Consider the following 15,752-nt stretch of genomic DNA (forward strand, 5'->3'; position numbering starts at 1 on the left):
CCCCGACACCACAGCGTAGGAGGGGCGGACGCACACAAGGAATCACGGAGCCGTCACAGAGCGATGACTACTGGAGCCGCCACTTCTGGTTGGCGGCCCCGGTGCATGTCCAGATCTGGGCGCGGGCCCCGTTCACGGGACTGTTGTCCGTCACATCGAGGCACTTGTTCGCCGCGGTGTTGACGATGTCACCGGTCGCGGAGTTGTACGTCCATTGCTGGGCGCCGCTGCCGTTGCACTGGTACAGCTGGACCTTCGCCCCGTTCGCCGTCGACGCCGAGGTCACGTCCAGGCAGGCCCCGAGCGCCTTGATCGTGGAGTCCGTGCCGACCGTCCAGCGCTGGGCCGTCGAGCTGTTGCAGTCGTACAGCTGGACCGCGGTGCCGTTGGCGCCGGTGCCGCCCGCCGCGTCCAGGCACTTGCCGCCGAGGCCCGTGAAGGCGCCGGTGGTGCCTGAGCCGTTGCCGGACTGGGTGCCGGCCCAGGTGAAGGTCGCCGAGGTCTTGCCGGGCAGGGAGTAGCTGAAGGTCTGCCCGCCCCAGTTGACCCGCAGCTCCCGCGCCGCCGACGCGTCGTTGTACGCGATCAGCGCCTTGGACCCGTCCGTGTTGCGCCAGGCCACGTTGGGGACCGTGGTGGAGGCGGTGGAGGAGATGCGCTCCGCGCCGGGCTTCACGAACTTGGTGAGGTGGCCCATCGTGTAGTACTCGATGGTGTAGTCGACCTGGCCGTGCCGGCTGTCGCCGTTGTGGACCGTGATCAGACCGTCGCAGGTGCCGCAGCCGCCGTTGTGCGGACCGCGGTTCTGGTCCACCGCCAGGGACCACTTGGTCACCGACTTCGCCCAGTTACGGGTGTAGTCGATGATGTTCGACATGTCCTCGCGCTGCTGATTCGCGATCCAGGTACCGCCGGAGTGCTCGGTCTGGAAGGCGTTCATCTGCGGATACTGGTTGTGGACGTCCGTCTGCTTCTGGATGTTGCCGCCGTAGCCGTGCCAGGCGACCCCGCCGAAGTTGGGGTGGTTGCGGACCGCCGCGTCGTTCACGGTCTCGGCCGCGTACGCGTCGTAGGTGTCCCAGTTCCAGTCGTGCGCCAGGACCTTCGTGGGCAGCCCGGCGCCCTGGAGCTTCGGCAGCAGCTCGCTCTTGGTGAAGTACGCGAGACCCGAGCCGTTCCAGCTCATGGACGGGTAACTGTCGCAGCAGGTCGGCTCGTTCTGCGCCGAGACATAGTCGACCGGAATGCCCTGGTCCCGGTAGGCTTGGAGGTACTTGACGAAGTAGTTGGCGTACGCGCCGTAGTTCTCGGCCTTCAGCCAGCCGCCGTTGAGCTGGCCGTTGTCCTTCATCCAGGCCGGCGCCGTCCACGGCGAGGCCATCGTCGTGAGGGCCGGATTGAGCTGCTTGGCCTGCTTGGTCAGCGGCAGCACATCCTGCAGATCGTGCGCGATCGAGAATTTCGACAGCGTGGGGTCGGTCTGGCCGGCCGGCACGTCGTCGTACGTGTAACCGAAGCGGGCCAGGTCCGAACCGCCCATCGGATTACGGACGAAGGAGAGCCCGATGCCCTCGGTGGGGGAGAAGAGCTTCTTCATCGTGTCGTCACGGGTCGCCTGGGAGAGCGCCCCGCTGCCCTTCATCAGCCAGGCCGCGGTGTCCGTGAAGGAGGCGCCGCCGCCGGTGAAGGTCTGATAGCGGGTGGACTCGTCGACGCTGATGTTCGTGCCGCTGCCGCCGTTGCCCGCCTGGAAGTTGACGGGAGTCTGCTGCTGGAGGCCACGGGTGACATGGCGTCCGCCGCTGTCGTCCGTGGTGGTCAGCCAGATATTGACCTGCTCGCCGGCGGCGTGCGCCGTACCGGCCGAAATGCCGGTGAGCCCGGCGGTGGCGAGGGCGCCGGCGAGGAGAACCCTCGTCAGTCGCCGCCCGGTGCCAGTCGATCTCGACATAGATCTGCCCTTCTCGGCAGTGAGGTGGGGGGTGACGCCGTGGTGCGGTACCGCATTGGTGCGTGCGGCGTGAGTGAACTGCCGTTGTGAACTCCCGTCAAGGGGTCGCGCATTCACACCTTGAAGGCATAACGCCCCTGACCTGCTACTGGCCTGGTACGTAACAAAGGTTCGGACCAATCTCGACGTGAAGTATTGACGACCGTGTTGCGCGCCGGTTAACTCACCGCCCAACGCCGGTACCGGTTCCGGTACCGGTTGCGGTACCGGTTCCACCCCTCAACGTGGAGGCCCGATGCGAGTCACGATCGCCGATGTCGCCCGTGAGGCCGGCGTCAGCAAGACGACCGTGTCCCGGGTGATCAATACCAAAGGTGAAGTCGACGGCGGTACGGCCGCCCGGGTGCGCGCGGTGATCGCCCAACTCGGCTACGTACCCAGCTCGGGCGCCGTCGGACTGGCCCGCGGCAGCAGCCGTACGGTCGGCATGCTGGTGCCCTCGCTGACCTGGCCGTGGATGGGCGAGGTGCTCCAGGGAGTCGTCGACACCGTCGAGGCCGCCGGCTACGGGCTGTTGCTCTTCACCTGCAACCGCGGCGCCGAATCGGTGCGGCACTTCACCGCCCAGGTCTCGGCCCGCGCCTTCGACGGACTGGTCGTCGTCGAACCCGAGAACACCCTCGACACCATCATCGGCCTGCACCACAAGGGCCTGCCCGTCGTCCTGATCGACGACCGCGGCAGCCATCCCGAGGACTTTCCCTCCGTCGTGACCACCAATCACGAAGGGGGAGCGTCCGCGGCCCGCCATCTGCTGGCCGACGGGCGCAGCAAGCCACTGGTCATCACGGGTCCGCCGCACTTCGGCTGTGTACGCGACCGGCTCAGGGGCTTCCGTGAGGTCCTGCCCACCGACCGAGTCGTGGTGGGGGACTTCACCGAGCTGTCCGGACGTCTCGCGGTCGAGAAACTCCTCGCCCACGGGACCGACTTCGACGCCGTGTTCGCGCACAACGACATCAGCGCCGCAGGCGCGCTGCGGGCCCTGCGGGCCGCGGGGCGGACCGTCCCTGACGACATCGCCGTGGTCGGGTTCGACAACATCCCGATGTCCCGGCACACCGCGCCGCCACTGACCACCGTGCGCCAGCCCGCCCGGCAGATGGGCGAGACGGCGGCGCGGATGCTGCTCCAGCACCTCGGCGGGGCGTCCGCGCCGGACGAACCCGTCGTGCTGCCCACCGAACTCGTCGTACGGCAGTCGGCTCCGTAACCCCTCCGCAGCCGCCCACCGCACCCCGGCGCACGTCAGTTGTCCCACGACCCACGCAGTCCCTTCCAGGAGTCGCCATGTCCGCACACCGCAAGCTCAGGGCGCTGGCCGCCGCCACCGTCGTGGCGGCGCTCGCCGCCGGATGTTCCTCGGCCAACTCGGATGCCAACCGGAAGGCGGGCGGCGCCTCGGGCGTGCTCACCGTCGGCATGCCGAACGGCCCGATGACGAACAACAGCAACCCGTTCCTGGGCACCTCGGCCGGCGCCTCGCTCGGCTACCGCCGCATGATCTACGAGCCGCTGGCGATGACGAACCTCGTGCGGCCCAGCGAGAAGGCCAAGCCCTGGCTGGCGACCGACTGGACGTGGGAGTCCAACTTCACCAAGGTCACCCTCACGATCGACCCGAAGGCCAAGTGGTCCGACGGCAAGGCCCTCACCGCCGAGGACGTCGCCTTCACCTTCGACCTGATCAAGAAGTACCCCGCGCTCAACGGCAACGGCATCCAGTACGGCGGCATCGAGGCGCAGGGCGACAAGGTCGTCCTGACCTTCAAGGAATCGCAGTTCGTCAACCAGAACAAGATCCTTGACATCTTCATCGTGCCCAAGCACATCTGGGAGACCGTCAAGGACCCGGCGACCTTCCCCAACCGCACCCCGGTCGGCTCGGGGCCGTACAAGCTCAAGACGTTCACCCCGCAGACCACCACCCTCACCGCGCTGCCTTCCTACTGGAAGGGCACCACGCAGGTGAAGGAGCTCAGGTACACCTCGTACAACGACAACAGCGCCCAGACCACCGCGCTCGCGAACGGCAAGACCGAGTGGTCGTTCGTCTTCATGCCGAACTACAAGCAGCTGTACGTCAACAAGGACCCCGAGAACAACAAGCTGTGGTTCCCCTCCGGGCTCGGCATCCACGGCCTGTGGTTCAACACCACCAGGGGCCCGCTCGCCAACAAGGCGCTGCGCAAGGCCATGGCGATGGTCGTCGACCGCCGCGCCATCCATGTCCAGGCGCAGGCGACCCTCTACCCGGAGATCACCAATCCGACGGGCATACCGCTGCCCGCCGGTGAATCCTTCCTGGCACCCGAGTACAAGAGCGCCACGACGAAGCCCGATGTCGCGGGGGCGAAGAAGATCCTGGACGAAGCGGGCTTCACGCTCGCCGGCGGGGTGCTCAAGGACCCCTCGGGCAAGCCCGTGAAGCTCACGTTCACCGACCCGGCCGGCTGGAACGACTACATCACCGGGCTCTCGATCATCAAGGACAACATCAAGCAGCTCGGTATCGAGGCGAAGGTCAAGACCCAGACCGCGGAGGCCTGGACGGCGGATGTCTCCAACGGCAACTTCGACGCCACGCTGCACTGGACCAACAGCGGCCCGACGCCGTACGACATGTACCAGAACATCATGGACGGCGAGCTCATCCAGCCCATCGGCAAGAGCGCCCCGCTCGGCAACTTCGGCCGGTTCGACAGCCCCGACGCGACCAAGGCGCTCAGGGAGTACGCGAACGCCACCGAGGACGCCGCCCGCACCACGGCCATGAACACCCTCCAGAAGATCATGGTCGAGGACGTGCCCATGATCCCGACGGCGGCCGGCCCCATCGGAGCGGAGTACTCCACCAAGAACTGGGTCGGCTGGCCCACCGAGGCCGATCCGTACGGCCCGCCGCAGCCCACCCAGCCCAACGCGCTGGACATCGTGCTGCACCTCAAGCCCGCCAAGTGACGACGGGACCGGCCATGACCACCCAGGACACCCACAGCACCCGAGACCCCGCGAGCGACGACAGCGCCGTCGTGCTCGAAGCCCGCGGCGTCACCAAGCACTTCCCCGTCAAGCGCACCGGCAGCGATCTGCTCGCCCGCCGGCGCCGTACCGTCCATGCCGTCGACGATGTCTCGCTGCGGCTGCGACGCGGCAGTGTCACCGCGCTGGTGGGGGAGTCGGGCTCGGGGAAATCCACCGTCGCCCGGCTGCTGGCGCAGCTGTATCCGCTCACCGCGGGTGAGATACGGCTCGGCGGCAAGCCGGTCAAGGCCGGGCGTGGCCGGTCCTTCCGCTCGTACGTCAGACAGGTCCAGCTGATCTTCCAGGACCCGTTCGCCTCGCTCAACCCCGTGCACACCGTGCGCTACCACCTCACCCGCTCGCTGAAGATCCACGGCAAGCAGGCCACCGAGGCGGAGACGGCCGAGCTGCTGGAACGGGTCCAGCTGACCCCGCCGGGACAGTTCCTGGACAAGTTCCCGCACGAGCTCTCGGGCGGGCAGCGCCAGCGGGTCGCCATCGCCCGCGCGCTGGGCGCCGATCCCCAGGTGCTGCTGGCCGACGAGCCCGTCTCGATGCTCGATGTCTCCATCCGGCTCGGCGTCCTCAATCTGCTGCGCGACCTGAAGGAGCGTCTGCACCTGGCGATCCTCTACATCACGCACGACATCGCCTCCGCGCGGTATTTCGCGGACACGACGCTGGTGATGTACGCGGGCCGGATCGTCGAGGGCGGCGACAGCGAGACCGTCACCCAGCGCCCCGCCCACCCCTACACCCAACTGCTGATCGCCTCCGCGCCCGACCCCGACCGGATCGTGGCCGGGGAGGACGAAGAGGACGGGGAGGACGAGCGGGAGGAGCGGGACGAGCAGGGTGAGACCGGCGGCGGCGAGCCGCCCTCCCTCATCGCCCCGCCCGACGGCTGCCGCTTCCATCCCCGCTGCCCCCGGGCCATGGAGCGCTGCCGCACCGAACTGCCGCCGCGCTTCGAGCTCGACGGCGGCCAGTGGGCAGCCTGCTGGCTGTACGAGAACGGCCCGGCCGGCGCGCTGGAGGTGGCGGCCCGGTGAAGTACCTACTCCAGCGGCTCACCTTCTACGCCATCACCGCCTGGGCCGCGATCACCATCAACTTCCTCATCCCGAGGCTGATGCCGGGCGACCCGGTCCAGGCCCTGATCGCCCGCTTCCAGGGGCAGTTGGACACCCACGCGGTCAACTCCCTCCGGGCGCTCTTCGGCCTCGACAAGCAGCGCTCGCTCTGGCAGCAGTACACCGACTACTGGTCGCATCTCTTCCAGGGCGACCTCGGTCTCTCCTTCACGTTCTTCCCCACCCCGGTCAGCGAGGTGATCTCCCAGTCGCTGCCCTGGACCCTGGCCCTGGTCGGCACCACCACCCTGATCAGCTTCCTGCTCGGCACCGGTATCGGCGTCTACAGCGGCTGGCGGCGCGGCTCCTGGCTGGACGGGCTGCTGCCCGTCACCACCTTTATCTCCTCCATCCCGTACTTCTGGCTCGGGCTGATCGCCATCGCCCTGTTCGCCGTGAAGTGGCCGCTCTTCCCGGCGGCCGGCGGCTACGACAGCGCGCTGGTGCCCGCCTTCGACGTGCCGTTCCTCTCCAGCGCGCTCTACCACGCCGTGCTGCCGGGCGTGACGATCGTGCTGAGCGCCGTGGCCGGCTGGATCCTCGGTATGCGGAACATGATGGTGACGGTCTCCTCCGAGGACTACGTCATGGTCGCGCAGGCCAAGGGGCTCTCGGAGCGGCGCGTGATGTTCTCGTACGCCGCCAGGAACGCGATCCTCCCCAATATCTCGGGCTTCGCGCTCTCCCTCGGCTTCATCGTCGGCGGCACGCTGCTGGTGGAGATGGTCTTCTCCTATCCCGGCATCGGCTATCAGCTCTTCCAGGCCGTCGGCGCCAAGGACTATCCGCTGATGCAGGGCGTCTTCCTGATCATCACGCTCTCGGTGCTCGCCGCGAATCTGCTGGCCGACATGGTCTATCTGATGCTCGACCCGCGTACCCGAAGGGAGGCCTGAGCCATGGCCGTCACCGCTGTCGAAGCCGCCGTCCTCGACGCGGCCGAAGCCCCGGCCCCCAGCAGGCGGACCAGGCTGCGCTTCCTGCGGGGCGGGAAGACCGTCACCGGTCTCGCCATCCTCGGATTCTTCGTCCTGCTCGCCGTCATCGGCCCGTGGATCGCGCCGTACGACCCCGGCAAGATGAGCGACGCCATTCTCCAGGCGCCCTCCTCTGCGCACTGGTTCGGCACCACCCAGACCGGTCAGGACGTGCTCTCGCAGATCCTCGTCGGCACCCGGGGCGTGCTCGTCGTCGGCTTCGTCGCCGGGGTCTTCGCGACGGTCCTGTCCGTGCTGATCGGCGTCAGCGCCGGCTTCCTGGGCGGGGTCGCGGACGAACTGCTCTCGGCGCTCTCCAACATCTTCCTGGTCATCCCGGCCCTGCCGCTGATCATCATCATCGCGAGCTTCGTCGCGGACGCCGGGGACATGCTGATCGCGGTCGTGATCGCCCTCACCTCCTGGGCCTGGGGCGCCCGCGTGCTGCGCGCCCAGACGCTCTCCCTGCGCCGCCGCGACTATGTGGAGGCGGCCAGAGCCACCGGCGAGCCCACCTGGCGGATCATCTGCTTCGAGATCATGCCCAACCTCACCGCCGTGATCGCGTCGGGTTTCGTGGGCACCGTCATCTTCGCCATCCTGCTGGAGATCACCCTCGCCTTCACGGGCGTCGCCGACATCTCCAACTGGAACTGGGGGACGGTCCTCTTCTGGGCCCAGTCCAACCAGGCGCTGGCGCAGGGCGCGTGGTGGTGGTTCGTACCGGCGGGGCTCTGTATCGCCCTGCTCGGCGCGGCCCTCTCGCTGATCAACTTCGGTATCGACGAGTTCATCAACCCGCGGCTGCGCACCGGCACCGGCGCCTCCCGGAAGGTCCGGATGCGGGTCGGCTTCACGCCCGTGGCCCGGACGAGCACCCCGGTGGCCCGTACCCCCGAAGGCCGTGCGGGCCGTACGCACGACAAGGAGCCGCGCCCATGACCTCTCGCCCCGTCCTCACCATCAGCGGGCTCAATGTCGACTACGGCACCGGAAGCGGCGCGGTGCGAGCCCTGCGCGACGTCGATCTGACCCTGCACCGCGGCGAGGTCCTCGGCCTCGCCGGGGAGTCGGGCTCCGGCAAGTCGACCCTCGCCTACGCCGTGACCCGGCTGCTCTCCCCGCCCGGGGTGATCACCGGGGGAGACGTCCACTACCACCCGTACGACAAGGGCCCGGTGGACCTGCTGGCGCTCACCCCGCAGCAGCTGCGGGCGTTCCGCTGGCAGGAGCTGTCGATCGTCTTCCAGGGCGCGATGAACTCCCTCAACCCCGTGCACACGGTCCACAGTCAGCTCACCGATGTGCTCAAGGCCCATCGCCCGCAGATGAGGTCCGCCGAGCGCACCGCGCGCGCCGAGGAACTGCTCTCGCTGGTCGGTATCTCCACGGACCGGCTGGTCGCCTACCCGCACCAGCTCTCCGGCGGAATGCGCCAGCGCGTGATGATCGCCATGGCGCTCGCGCTGGAGCCGGAGATCGTCATCATGGACGAACCGACCACCGCGCTCGATGTGGTGATGCAGCGTCAGATACTGCGTCAGCTGGTCAGACTCCGTGAGGAGCTGGGCTTCTCGGTCGTCTTCATCACCCATGACATCTCACTGCTGATCGAGTTCTCCGACCGGATCGCGATCATGTACGGCGGACGGATCGTCGAGGAGGCCGGCGCGGCCGAGATCTACCGCGACCCGCGCCATCCCTACAGCGACGGACTGCTGCACTCCTTCCCCGCGCTGCACGGCCCCCGGCGCGAGCTGACCGGAATCCCCGGCTCGCCCCCGCACCTGTCCGCGATGCCGGCCGGCTGCGCGTTCCATCCGCGCTGCGGCAAGGCGTTCGAGCCCTGCTCGGGCCAGGTCCCCGCGCTGGCTCCCGTCCCGGCCGGGACGGCCGGCGGGCCCGCCCGCTCGGTGGCCTGCTGGCTGCATCACCCGGCGCCGGACGCCGCCCCCGGCGCCGGCGAAGCCGGCGCGGACGCCGCCTCGGCCCACCCCGTCTGACCACCTCCGCCCAGCCCCGCGCACCGCCGTGTGTTCCCCCTGACCCAGGAGACCCATGAACGCCACCACCCCCCAGGCCCTCGCCCGACCCGCCGTGGCGGTCCCCGGTCTGCCCACGGGCTTCCGCTGGGGCGTCGCCACCTCCGCCTACCAGATCGAGGGCGCGGCTGCCGAAGACGGCAGGACCCCCTCGATCTGGGACACCTTCTGCCGGGTTCCGGGCGCTGTCGTGGGGGGTGAGCACGGCGATGTGGCCTGCGACCACTATCACCGGATGGCCGAGGACGTGGAGTTGATCGCCGGGCTCGGTGTCGACACGTACCGCTTCTCGCTCGCCTGGCCGCGAATCCAGCCGGGCGGCAGCGGGCCCGCCAACGCCAAGGGCCTGGACTTCTACAAGCGGCTCATCGACGAGCTGCACGGGAAGAACATCACCCCGTGGATCACGCTCTACCACTGGGATCTCCCGCAGGAGCTGGAGGACGCGGGCGGCTGGCCGGCCCGTGACACCGCGTACCGCTTCGCCGACTACGCGGCGCTCGCCTACGAGGCCCTCGGCGACCGCGTCGAGCACTGGACCACGCTCAACGAGCCCTGGTGCTCGGCCGTGCTCGGCTACGACCTCGGTGTCCACGCCCCCGGCAGGAAGAACTTCGGGGACTCCATCCACGCCGTCCACCACCTGCTCCTCGGCCACGGTCTCGCCTCCCGGCGCATCCGCGAGGCCGCCGGCGACCACCCGCTCGAACTCGGCATCACCCTCAATCTGGGCACCGCCACCCCGGAGACCGGCAGCGAGGCGGACGCCGAGGCCTGCCGCCGCGCCGACGGCATGGGCCGGCGGCTCTACCTCGACCCGCTCGTCCACGGCCGCTACCCCGAGGACGTACTCGCCGACCTGGCGCTGCGCGACGTCGAGATCCCCGTACGCGACGGCGATCTGGAGATCATCTCGGCGCCGCTCGACATCCTCGGGGTCAACTTCTACCGGGGAGCCCTCTTCTCCGGAGTCACCGAAGAAGGCTCACCGGTGGACACCGACGGGCTGCCCGTCACCCGCGGTGTCCCGCGTGACCTCCCCCGTACCGCCATGGACTGGGAGATCACCCCGACCGAACTCACCGACCTGCTCCTGGGCCTGCAGGGCGACTACGGCGTCCCGACGGTCATCACCGAGAACGGCGCCGCCTTCGACGACAGCGTCGCCGCCGACGGCTCCGTCCCCGACGCCGACCGCACCGCCTATCTCGCCGACCACATCGCGGCCGTCGCGGAGGCACGGGCGCAAGGAGCCGATGTACGCGGCTACTTCGCCTGGTCGCTGATGGACAACTTCGAGTGGGCCTACGGCTACGACAAGCGCTTCGGCATCGTCCGTGTCGACTACGACACCCAGCTCAGGACCCTCAAGGACAGCGCCAAGTGGTACCGCGACACGATCCGCCTCACCCGCCCCGCGTCGCGGTAACACCCCCGTACGGACATCGCTCCACTTCCCCGCACTCCCCCACCCGGAGGCACCGATGCCCTCACGTACGACACTCGTAGCCACCACGGCGGCGCTGCTCGCGCTGTCGGCCCCCCTCGCCTTCAGCGCACCCCAGCAGCCCGCCAAGGCCGCCGCGGCCGCGGCGGCCGCCTGGAACACCGACCGGGCCGCGGCCGCCTACGCCGCCAACCCGGCCGCCGTCACCGCGTCCGGCAGTGAGAACGCCGACACCGGTCCCGGCGCCGCCTTCGACGGCAACGGCGGCTCCCGCTGGTCGAGCAACACCTCCGACACCGCCTGGATCCAGGTCGACCTGGGCAGCGTCATCCGGGTCAACGAGGTCAAGCTCGAATGGGAGGCCGCCTACGGCAAGCAGTACGTCCTGGAAGCCTCCAAGGACGGCACCAACTGGCAGAGCTTCTACACCGAGACCGACGGCGCCGGCGGCACCGTGGACGCGCACACCTACCCCCAGGAAGTGACCGCCCGCTACGTCCGGCTGCGCGGTGTCCAGAGAGCCACCGCCTGGGGCTACTCCCTCTTCTCCTTCCAGGTGTACGGAGGCGAGCCCGCGCCCGCCTCCACCACCCGCAGCAACCTGGCCCTGAACCACCCCACGTACGGCAACCTCTACCAGCACGCGGGCAATTCACCGGCCTATGTGACCGACGGCGGCTGGCCCGCGGACCTCAAGGCCGACCAGACCCGCTGGTCGAGCGACTGGAACGTGGACCGCTGGGTCGGCGTGGACCTGGGCGCGCAGTCCCGGATCGAGGCCGTCGACCTGTACTGGGAGGCGGCCTACGCCGTCGACTACGAACTCCAGGTCTCCGACGACAACCGCACCTGGCGCACCGTCTACCGGCCCTCCGCCGGCGAGGTCGCGGCCCGTCGCGCCGACGTCAAGTCCCCGGCCGAGGCCACAGGACGGCGCGACACGATCAACCTCCCGACCCCGGCGACCGGCCGCTATGTGCGGATGCTGGGCAAGGAGCGCCGCTCCTTCTACAACCCGGCGCCGTCGACCGCCCAGTTCGGCTACTCGCTCTACGAGTTCCAGGTCTGGGGAACCGGCGGCAGCGCGGCGGCGGCCTACCCGGCCCTGCCGAAGAACCCGGGCGGCGCCTACCGCACGACCTTCTTCGACGACTTCACCGGTTCCGGTCTGGACCGGAACAAGTGGCGTGTGGTGCGCACGGGCGCGGAGATGGGCTCCGTCAACGGCGAGTCGCAGGCGTATGTGGACTCGCCGAACAACATCCGTACGGAGAACGGCAGCCTGGTCCTGGAGTCGAAGTACTGCAAGGGCTGCACCACCGTGCCCGGCGGCGGTACGTACGACTTCACCTCGGGCCGCATCGACACCAACACCAAGTTCGACTTCACCTACGGCAAGGTCAGCGGCCGGATGAAGCTCCCCGTCGGCGACGGCTTCTGGCCGGCATTCTGGCTGCTCGGCAGCGATGTCGACAACCCGTCCGTCTCCTGGCCGGGCTCGGGCGAGACGGACATCATGGAGAACATCGGCTACGGGGACTGGACCAGCACCGCCCTGCACGGCCCCGGCTACTCGGCCGACGGCAACATCGGCAAGCAGCAGTACTACCCGAACGGCGGGCGCGCCGACCAGTGGCACACCTACGCCGTCGAGTGGCTGCCCGAGGGCATGCGGTTCACCGTCGACGACCAGGTGGTGCAGGAGACCTCCCGCCAGAAGCTGGAGTCCACCCGCGGCAAGTGGGTCTTCGACCACAACCAGTACGTGATCCTCAACCTCGCGCTGGGCGGGGCCTATCCGGCCGGCTGGAACAAGGTCACCCAGCCCTACTGGGGCCTTCCGCAGTCGAGCGTCGACCGGGTCGCCCAGGGCGGGATCAAGGCCGAGGTCGACTGGGTCAGGGTCGAGCAGAAGTAACCACGTTCCACAGGTTCACAGGTCGCTAAAAGGAGCACCATGCACAGCACACGTGTGAGACCGCGACCCGGCACCAGGACGGCGGCGCTCCTCGCGGCCGCCGTCCTGGCGGGGCTGCTGCCTCTCGCCGGGGCCGGATCGTCCGCCGCGGCGGACGACCCGGCCCCGGTGGCCGTCGACCGCTTCGAGGGAGAGGTCCCCTTCGCGAGCCCGCCCGCGGAAGGGATCTTCACCTGGGGCGGCGACGGCGACGACCCGCCGGCCCTGGTCCTCAAGGACCGCGCCGACGCACCCGAGGGCGCCAAGGTCCTCGAAGGCAGCTACAACATCAGCGGGTACGGCGGCTTCAGCCATGACTTCGCCTTCGACAAGCCCTCCCACGACTGGTCGGCGAGCCGGGGCATCCGCTTCTGGTGGTACGGCCAGAACACCGCGCCCCTGCCGCCGGGTTCGGGCAAGAAGATCAACTTCGAGATCAAGGACGGCGGGGCCAACGGCGAGGCCTCCGAGCTGTGGACCACGTCCTTCACCGACGACTGGGAGGGCTGGCAGCTCGTCGAGATCCCCTTCGCCGACTTCCAGTACCGCACCGACTTCCAGCCGGTCGGCGGCATCGACCAGGTCCTGGGGCTGACCGAGATGTGGGGCTACGCCCTCACCCTGCCCACGGGCGAGCCCGGGCAGTTCGCCCTCGACGGGGTGGAGCTGTACGGGAAGGCCGATCCGGCCCTGAGGGCGAGCGTCGTCACGGACGCCGCCGTCCACCCGGTCGCCGAGGGCGCCACGGCCAAGGTCAAGATCTCCGTCGCCACCACCGGGACCGTCCCCCTCGACGAGCCGGTCACCGTCGACTACGCCACCGAGGGCGGCACCGCCGAGGCGGACAAGGACTACCGGCCGATATCCGGCAGTGTCACCTTCCCGGCAGGAACCCCCTCCGGCACCTCCCGCACGGTCGACATCCCGACCCTCAAGGACAAGGCCGCCGAGAGCGCGGAGACCATTCCGCTGAAGCTCACCGTCACCGGCGCCAAGGCACCGTCCGAGACGCCACAGGTCGTCATCGACGCGCACGGCCTGCCGTATCTCGACGCCCGGCTGCCGGTGAAGAAGCGGGTCGAGGATCTGCTCTCCCGGATGTCGCCCGCCGAGAAGGCCGGCCAGATGACCCAGGCCGAGCGCAACGCCCTCACGGCGCAGGGCGACATCGCCACGTACGACCTCGGCTCGCTGCTCTCGGGCGGCGGTTCCGTCCCCACGCCCAACACCCCTGAGTCCTGGGCGCGGATGATCGACGCGTACCAGCTCAGGGCGCAGGCCACCCGTTACCAGATCCCGCTGATCTACGGCGTGGACGGGGTACACGGCCACAACAACGTCATCGGCGCGACGATCATGCCGCACAACATCGGTATCGGAGCGACCCGCGACCCCGCGGTCGCCGAGAAGACCGGCGTGGTGACGGCCAATGAGGTGCGCGCCACCGGTATCCCGTGGGACTTCGCTCCCTGTCTGTGCGTCGCCCGCGACGAGCGCTGGGGCCGTACGTACGAGGCCTTCGGCGAGGACCCGGCCCTGGTGACCGCGATGGAGACGGTCATCAACGGCATGCAGGGCGCCCCGTCGGGCAAGGATCTGTCCCGCAACGACAAGGTGCTGACCAGCGCCAAGCACTACGTCGGCGACGGCGGTACGGAGTACGGCTCGTCCACCACCGGCTCGTACACCATCGACCAGGGCATCACGAAGGTCACCCGCCAGGAGCTGGAAGCGGTCCATCTCGCCCCGTTCGCGGAGGCGGTCAAGCGCGGCGCGGCCACGGTCATGCCCTCGTACTCCTCGCTGGACATCCTCGGCGACGACGAGGGTCCGGTGAAGATGCACGCCAACGCCGAGATGATCAACGGGGTGCTGAAGGGCCGGATGGGCTTCAAGGGCTTCGTCATCAGCGACTGGCAGGCGATCGACCAGATCCCCGGCGACTACGCGAGTGACGTCCGCGTCTCCGTCAACGCCGGTCTCGACATGATCATGGTGCCGACGAAGTACAAGGACTTCACCCGGACGCTGCAGGACGAGGTGACGGCCGGCCGGATCAGCGAGGCCCGGATCGACGACGCCGTCTCCCGCATCCTGGAACAGAAGTTCAAGCTCGGCCTGTTCGAGAAGCCGTACACCGACACCACCAACCTGTCGAAGATCGGCTCGCCGGGCCACCGCGCGGTGGCCCGCGACGCGGCGGCCAAGTCCCAGGTGCTGCTGAAGAACGACGGTTCCGTCCTGCCGCTCAAGCCTTCCCAGAAGGTGTACGTGGCCGGGTCCAACGCCGACGATCTCGGCAACCAGATGGGCGGCTGGTCCATCAGCTGGCAGGGCGCCTCCGGGAAGACCACCACCGGGACGACCATCCTGGAGGGCCTGAAGAAGGCCGCTCCCGACGCCTCCCTCACCTACTCCAAGGACGCCTCGGCCGCCACGGCGGGGTACGACGTGGGTGTGGTCGTCGTCGGCGAGAAGCCGTACGCCGAGGGCCAGGGAGATGTCGGCAACGGCCATGACCTGGAACTGTCCGCCGAGGACAAGAAGGCGGTCGACACGGTCTGCGCGGCCATGAAGTGCGCCGTGCTGATCGTCTCGGGCCGTCCGCAGCTCATCGGCGAGCAGCTCGGTGACATCGACGCGCTGGTGGCCTCCTGGCTGCCGGGCACCGAGGGTGACGGGGTCGCCGATGTCCTCTACGGCAAGCAGCCCTTCACCGGACAGCTGCCGCTGACCTGGCCGAAGTCGGCCGACTCGCTGCCGATCAACGTCGGCGACGCGTCGTACGACCCGCAGTTCCCCTACGGCTGGGGGCTGACGACCCTCAAGGCGCCGCCCGGCGGCGGACAGCTGACCCTCGCCGCCATCGGGCTCGCGGCGAAGGTGCTGGAGAAGGCGGGCCGCGGCGGCTCCCCGGAGGGCAGGGCCCTGATCGGCCAGGCCAGGCTGCTCGTCCAGCAGAAGATCGGACAGCACCTCACGGCAGCCTCCGCGAAGCCCTTCGCGGACGCCGACCATCTGCTGCTCACCGGTGATCTGACCGGTGCGGTGGCCAAGCTGACGGCGGCCTACCGGGCGGCCTGAGCCGTCCGGCTCGCCTCAGCGAGAAGGACCCCCATGGGTGATGCACCTGAGCCGGCGGCTCAGGTGCATCACCCTTC

At 69.1% G+C, this 15,752-nt stretch carries 10 protein-coding genes; 9 read left to right on the forward strand and 1 reads right to left on the reverse strand.

Annotation, left to right across the window (positions count from 1 at the left end):
• Positions 1-67: 67 nt before the first annotated feature.
• On the reverse strand, positions 68-1,951 hold the full coding sequence (locus tag ACFVWW_RS15530) for a ricin-type beta-trefoil lectin domain protein (RefSeq protein ID WP_386878264.1): 1,884 nt from the start codon (positions 1,949-1,951) through the stop codon (positions 68-70).
• 295 nt (positions 1,952-2,246) lie between these two features.
• Between ACFVWW_RS15530 and ACFVWW_RS15535 the strand changes: the two genes are divergently transcribed.
• The 9 genes from ACFVWW_RS15535 to ACFVWW_RS15575 all read left to right on the forward strand — a co-directional run bounded on the left by ACFVWW_RS15535 (position 2,247) and on the right by ACFVWW_RS15575 (position 15,675).
• Positions 2,247-3,224, forward strand: a complete 978-nt coding sequence (locus ACFVWW_RS15535) for a LacI family DNA-binding transcriptional regulator (RefSeq protein ID WP_384191542.1) — start codon at positions 2,247-2,249, stop codon at positions 3,222-3,224.
• A 77-nt stretch (positions 3,225-3,301) separates the two neighbouring features.
• The gene (locus tag ACFVWW_RS15540; RefSeq protein ID WP_384191540.1) at positions 3,302-4,972 is read left to right on the forward strand and encodes an ABC transporter substrate-binding protein; all 1,671 of its coding nucleotides are present in this window, start codon (positions 3,302-3,304) and stop codon (positions 4,970-4,972) included.
• Positions 4,973-4,986: 14 nt separating this feature from the next.
• The gene (locus tag ACFVWW_RS15545; RefSeq protein WP_386878265.1) at positions 4,987-6,087 is read left to right on the forward strand and encodes an ABC transporter ATP-binding protein; all 1,101 of its coding nucleotides are present in this window, start codon (positions 4,987-4,989) and stop codon (positions 6,085-6,087) included.
• On the forward strand, positions 6,084-7,064 hold the full coding sequence (locus ACFVWW_RS15550) for an ABC transporter permease (protein WP_384191534.1): 981 nt from the start codon (positions 6,084-6,086) through the stop codon (positions 7,062-7,064). Before ACFVWW_RS15545 ends, ACFVWW_RS15550 begins: the two co-directional genes overlap by 4 nt.
• A gap of 3 nt (positions 7,065-7,067) precedes the next feature.
• Positions 7,068-8,087 (forward strand): ABC transporter permease, encoded by a 1,020-nt coding sequence (locus ACFVWW_RS15555; protein WP_384191531.1) that lies wholly within the window; start codon positions 7,068-7,070, stop codon positions 8,085-8,087.
• Complete coding sequence (locus tag ACFVWW_RS15560) at positions 8,084-9,148, forward strand: ABC transporter ATP-binding protein (protein ID WP_386878266.1); 1,065 nt, start codon at positions 8,084-8,086, stop codon at positions 9,146-9,148. Before ACFVWW_RS15555 ends, ACFVWW_RS15560 begins: the two co-directional genes overlap by 4 nt.
• Positions 9,149-9,203: 55 nt before the next feature.
• The gene (locus ACFVWW_RS15565) at positions 9,204-10,616 is read left to right on the forward strand and encodes a GH1 family beta-glucosidase (RefSeq protein WP_384191525.1); all 1,413 of its coding nucleotides are present in this window, start codon (positions 9,204-9,206) and stop codon (positions 10,614-10,616) included.
• Between the two features lie 55 nt (positions 10,617-10,671).
• On the forward strand, positions 10,672-12,552 hold the full coding sequence (locus tag ACFVWW_RS15570; protein WP_384336750.1) for a discoidin domain-containing protein: 1,881 nt from the start codon (positions 10,672-10,674) through the stop codon (positions 12,550-12,552).
• A 39-nt stretch (positions 12,553-12,591) separates the two neighbouring features.
• A complete protein-coding gene (locus ACFVWW_RS15575; protein ID WP_386878267.1) occupies positions 12,592-15,675 on the forward strand; it encodes a glycoside hydrolase family 3 N-terminal domain-containing protein in 3,084 nt (1,027 codons plus the stop codon).
• The last annotated feature ends 77 nt before the right edge of the window (positions 15,676-15,752 follow it).

Source organism: Streptomyces sp. NPDC058198 (assembly GCF_042882605.1).
Taxonomy (GTDB): domain Bacteria; phylum Actinomycetota; class Actinomycetes; order Streptomycetales; family Streptomycetaceae; genus Streptomyces.

Excerpts from the sequence above, each read along its gene's own strand:
- ACFVWW_RS15530 (WP_386878264.1), bottom strand. The coding sequence starts at position 1,951 with ATGTCGAGATCGACTGGCACCGGGCGGCGACTGACGAGGGTTCTCCTC.
- ACFVWW_RS15535 (WP_384191542.1), top strand. The coding sequence starts at position 2,247 with ATGCGAGTCACGATCGCCGATGTCGCCCGTGAGGCCGGCGTCAGCAAG.
- ACFVWW_RS15540 (WP_384191540.1), top strand. The coding sequence starts at position 3,302 with ATGTCCGCACACCGCAAGCTCAGGGCGCTGGCCGCCGCCACCGTCGTG.
- ACFVWW_RS15545 (WP_386878265.1), top strand. The coding sequence starts at position 4,987 with ATGACCACCCAGGACACCCACAGCACCCGAGACCCCGCGAGCGACGAC.
- ACFVWW_RS15555 (WP_384191531.1), top strand. The coding sequence starts at position 7,068 with ATGGCCGTCACCGCTGTCGAAGCCGCCGTCCTCGACGCGGCCGAAGCC.
- ACFVWW_RS15560 (WP_386878266.1), top strand. The coding sequence starts at position 8,084 with ATGACCTCTCGCCCCGTCCTCACCATCAGCGGGCTCAATGTCGACTAC.
- ACFVWW_RS15565 (WP_384191525.1), top strand. The coding sequence starts at position 9,204 with ATGAACGCCACCACCCCCCAGGCCCTCGCCCGACCCGCCGTGGCGGTC.
- ACFVWW_RS15570 (WP_384336750.1), top strand. The coding sequence starts at position 10,672 with ATGCCCTCACGTACGACACTCGTAGCCACCACGGCGGCGCTGCTCGCG.
- ACFVWW_RS15575 (WP_386878267.1), top strand. The coding sequence starts at position 12,592 with ATGCACAGCACACGTGTGAGACCGCGACCCGGCACCAGGACGGCGGCG.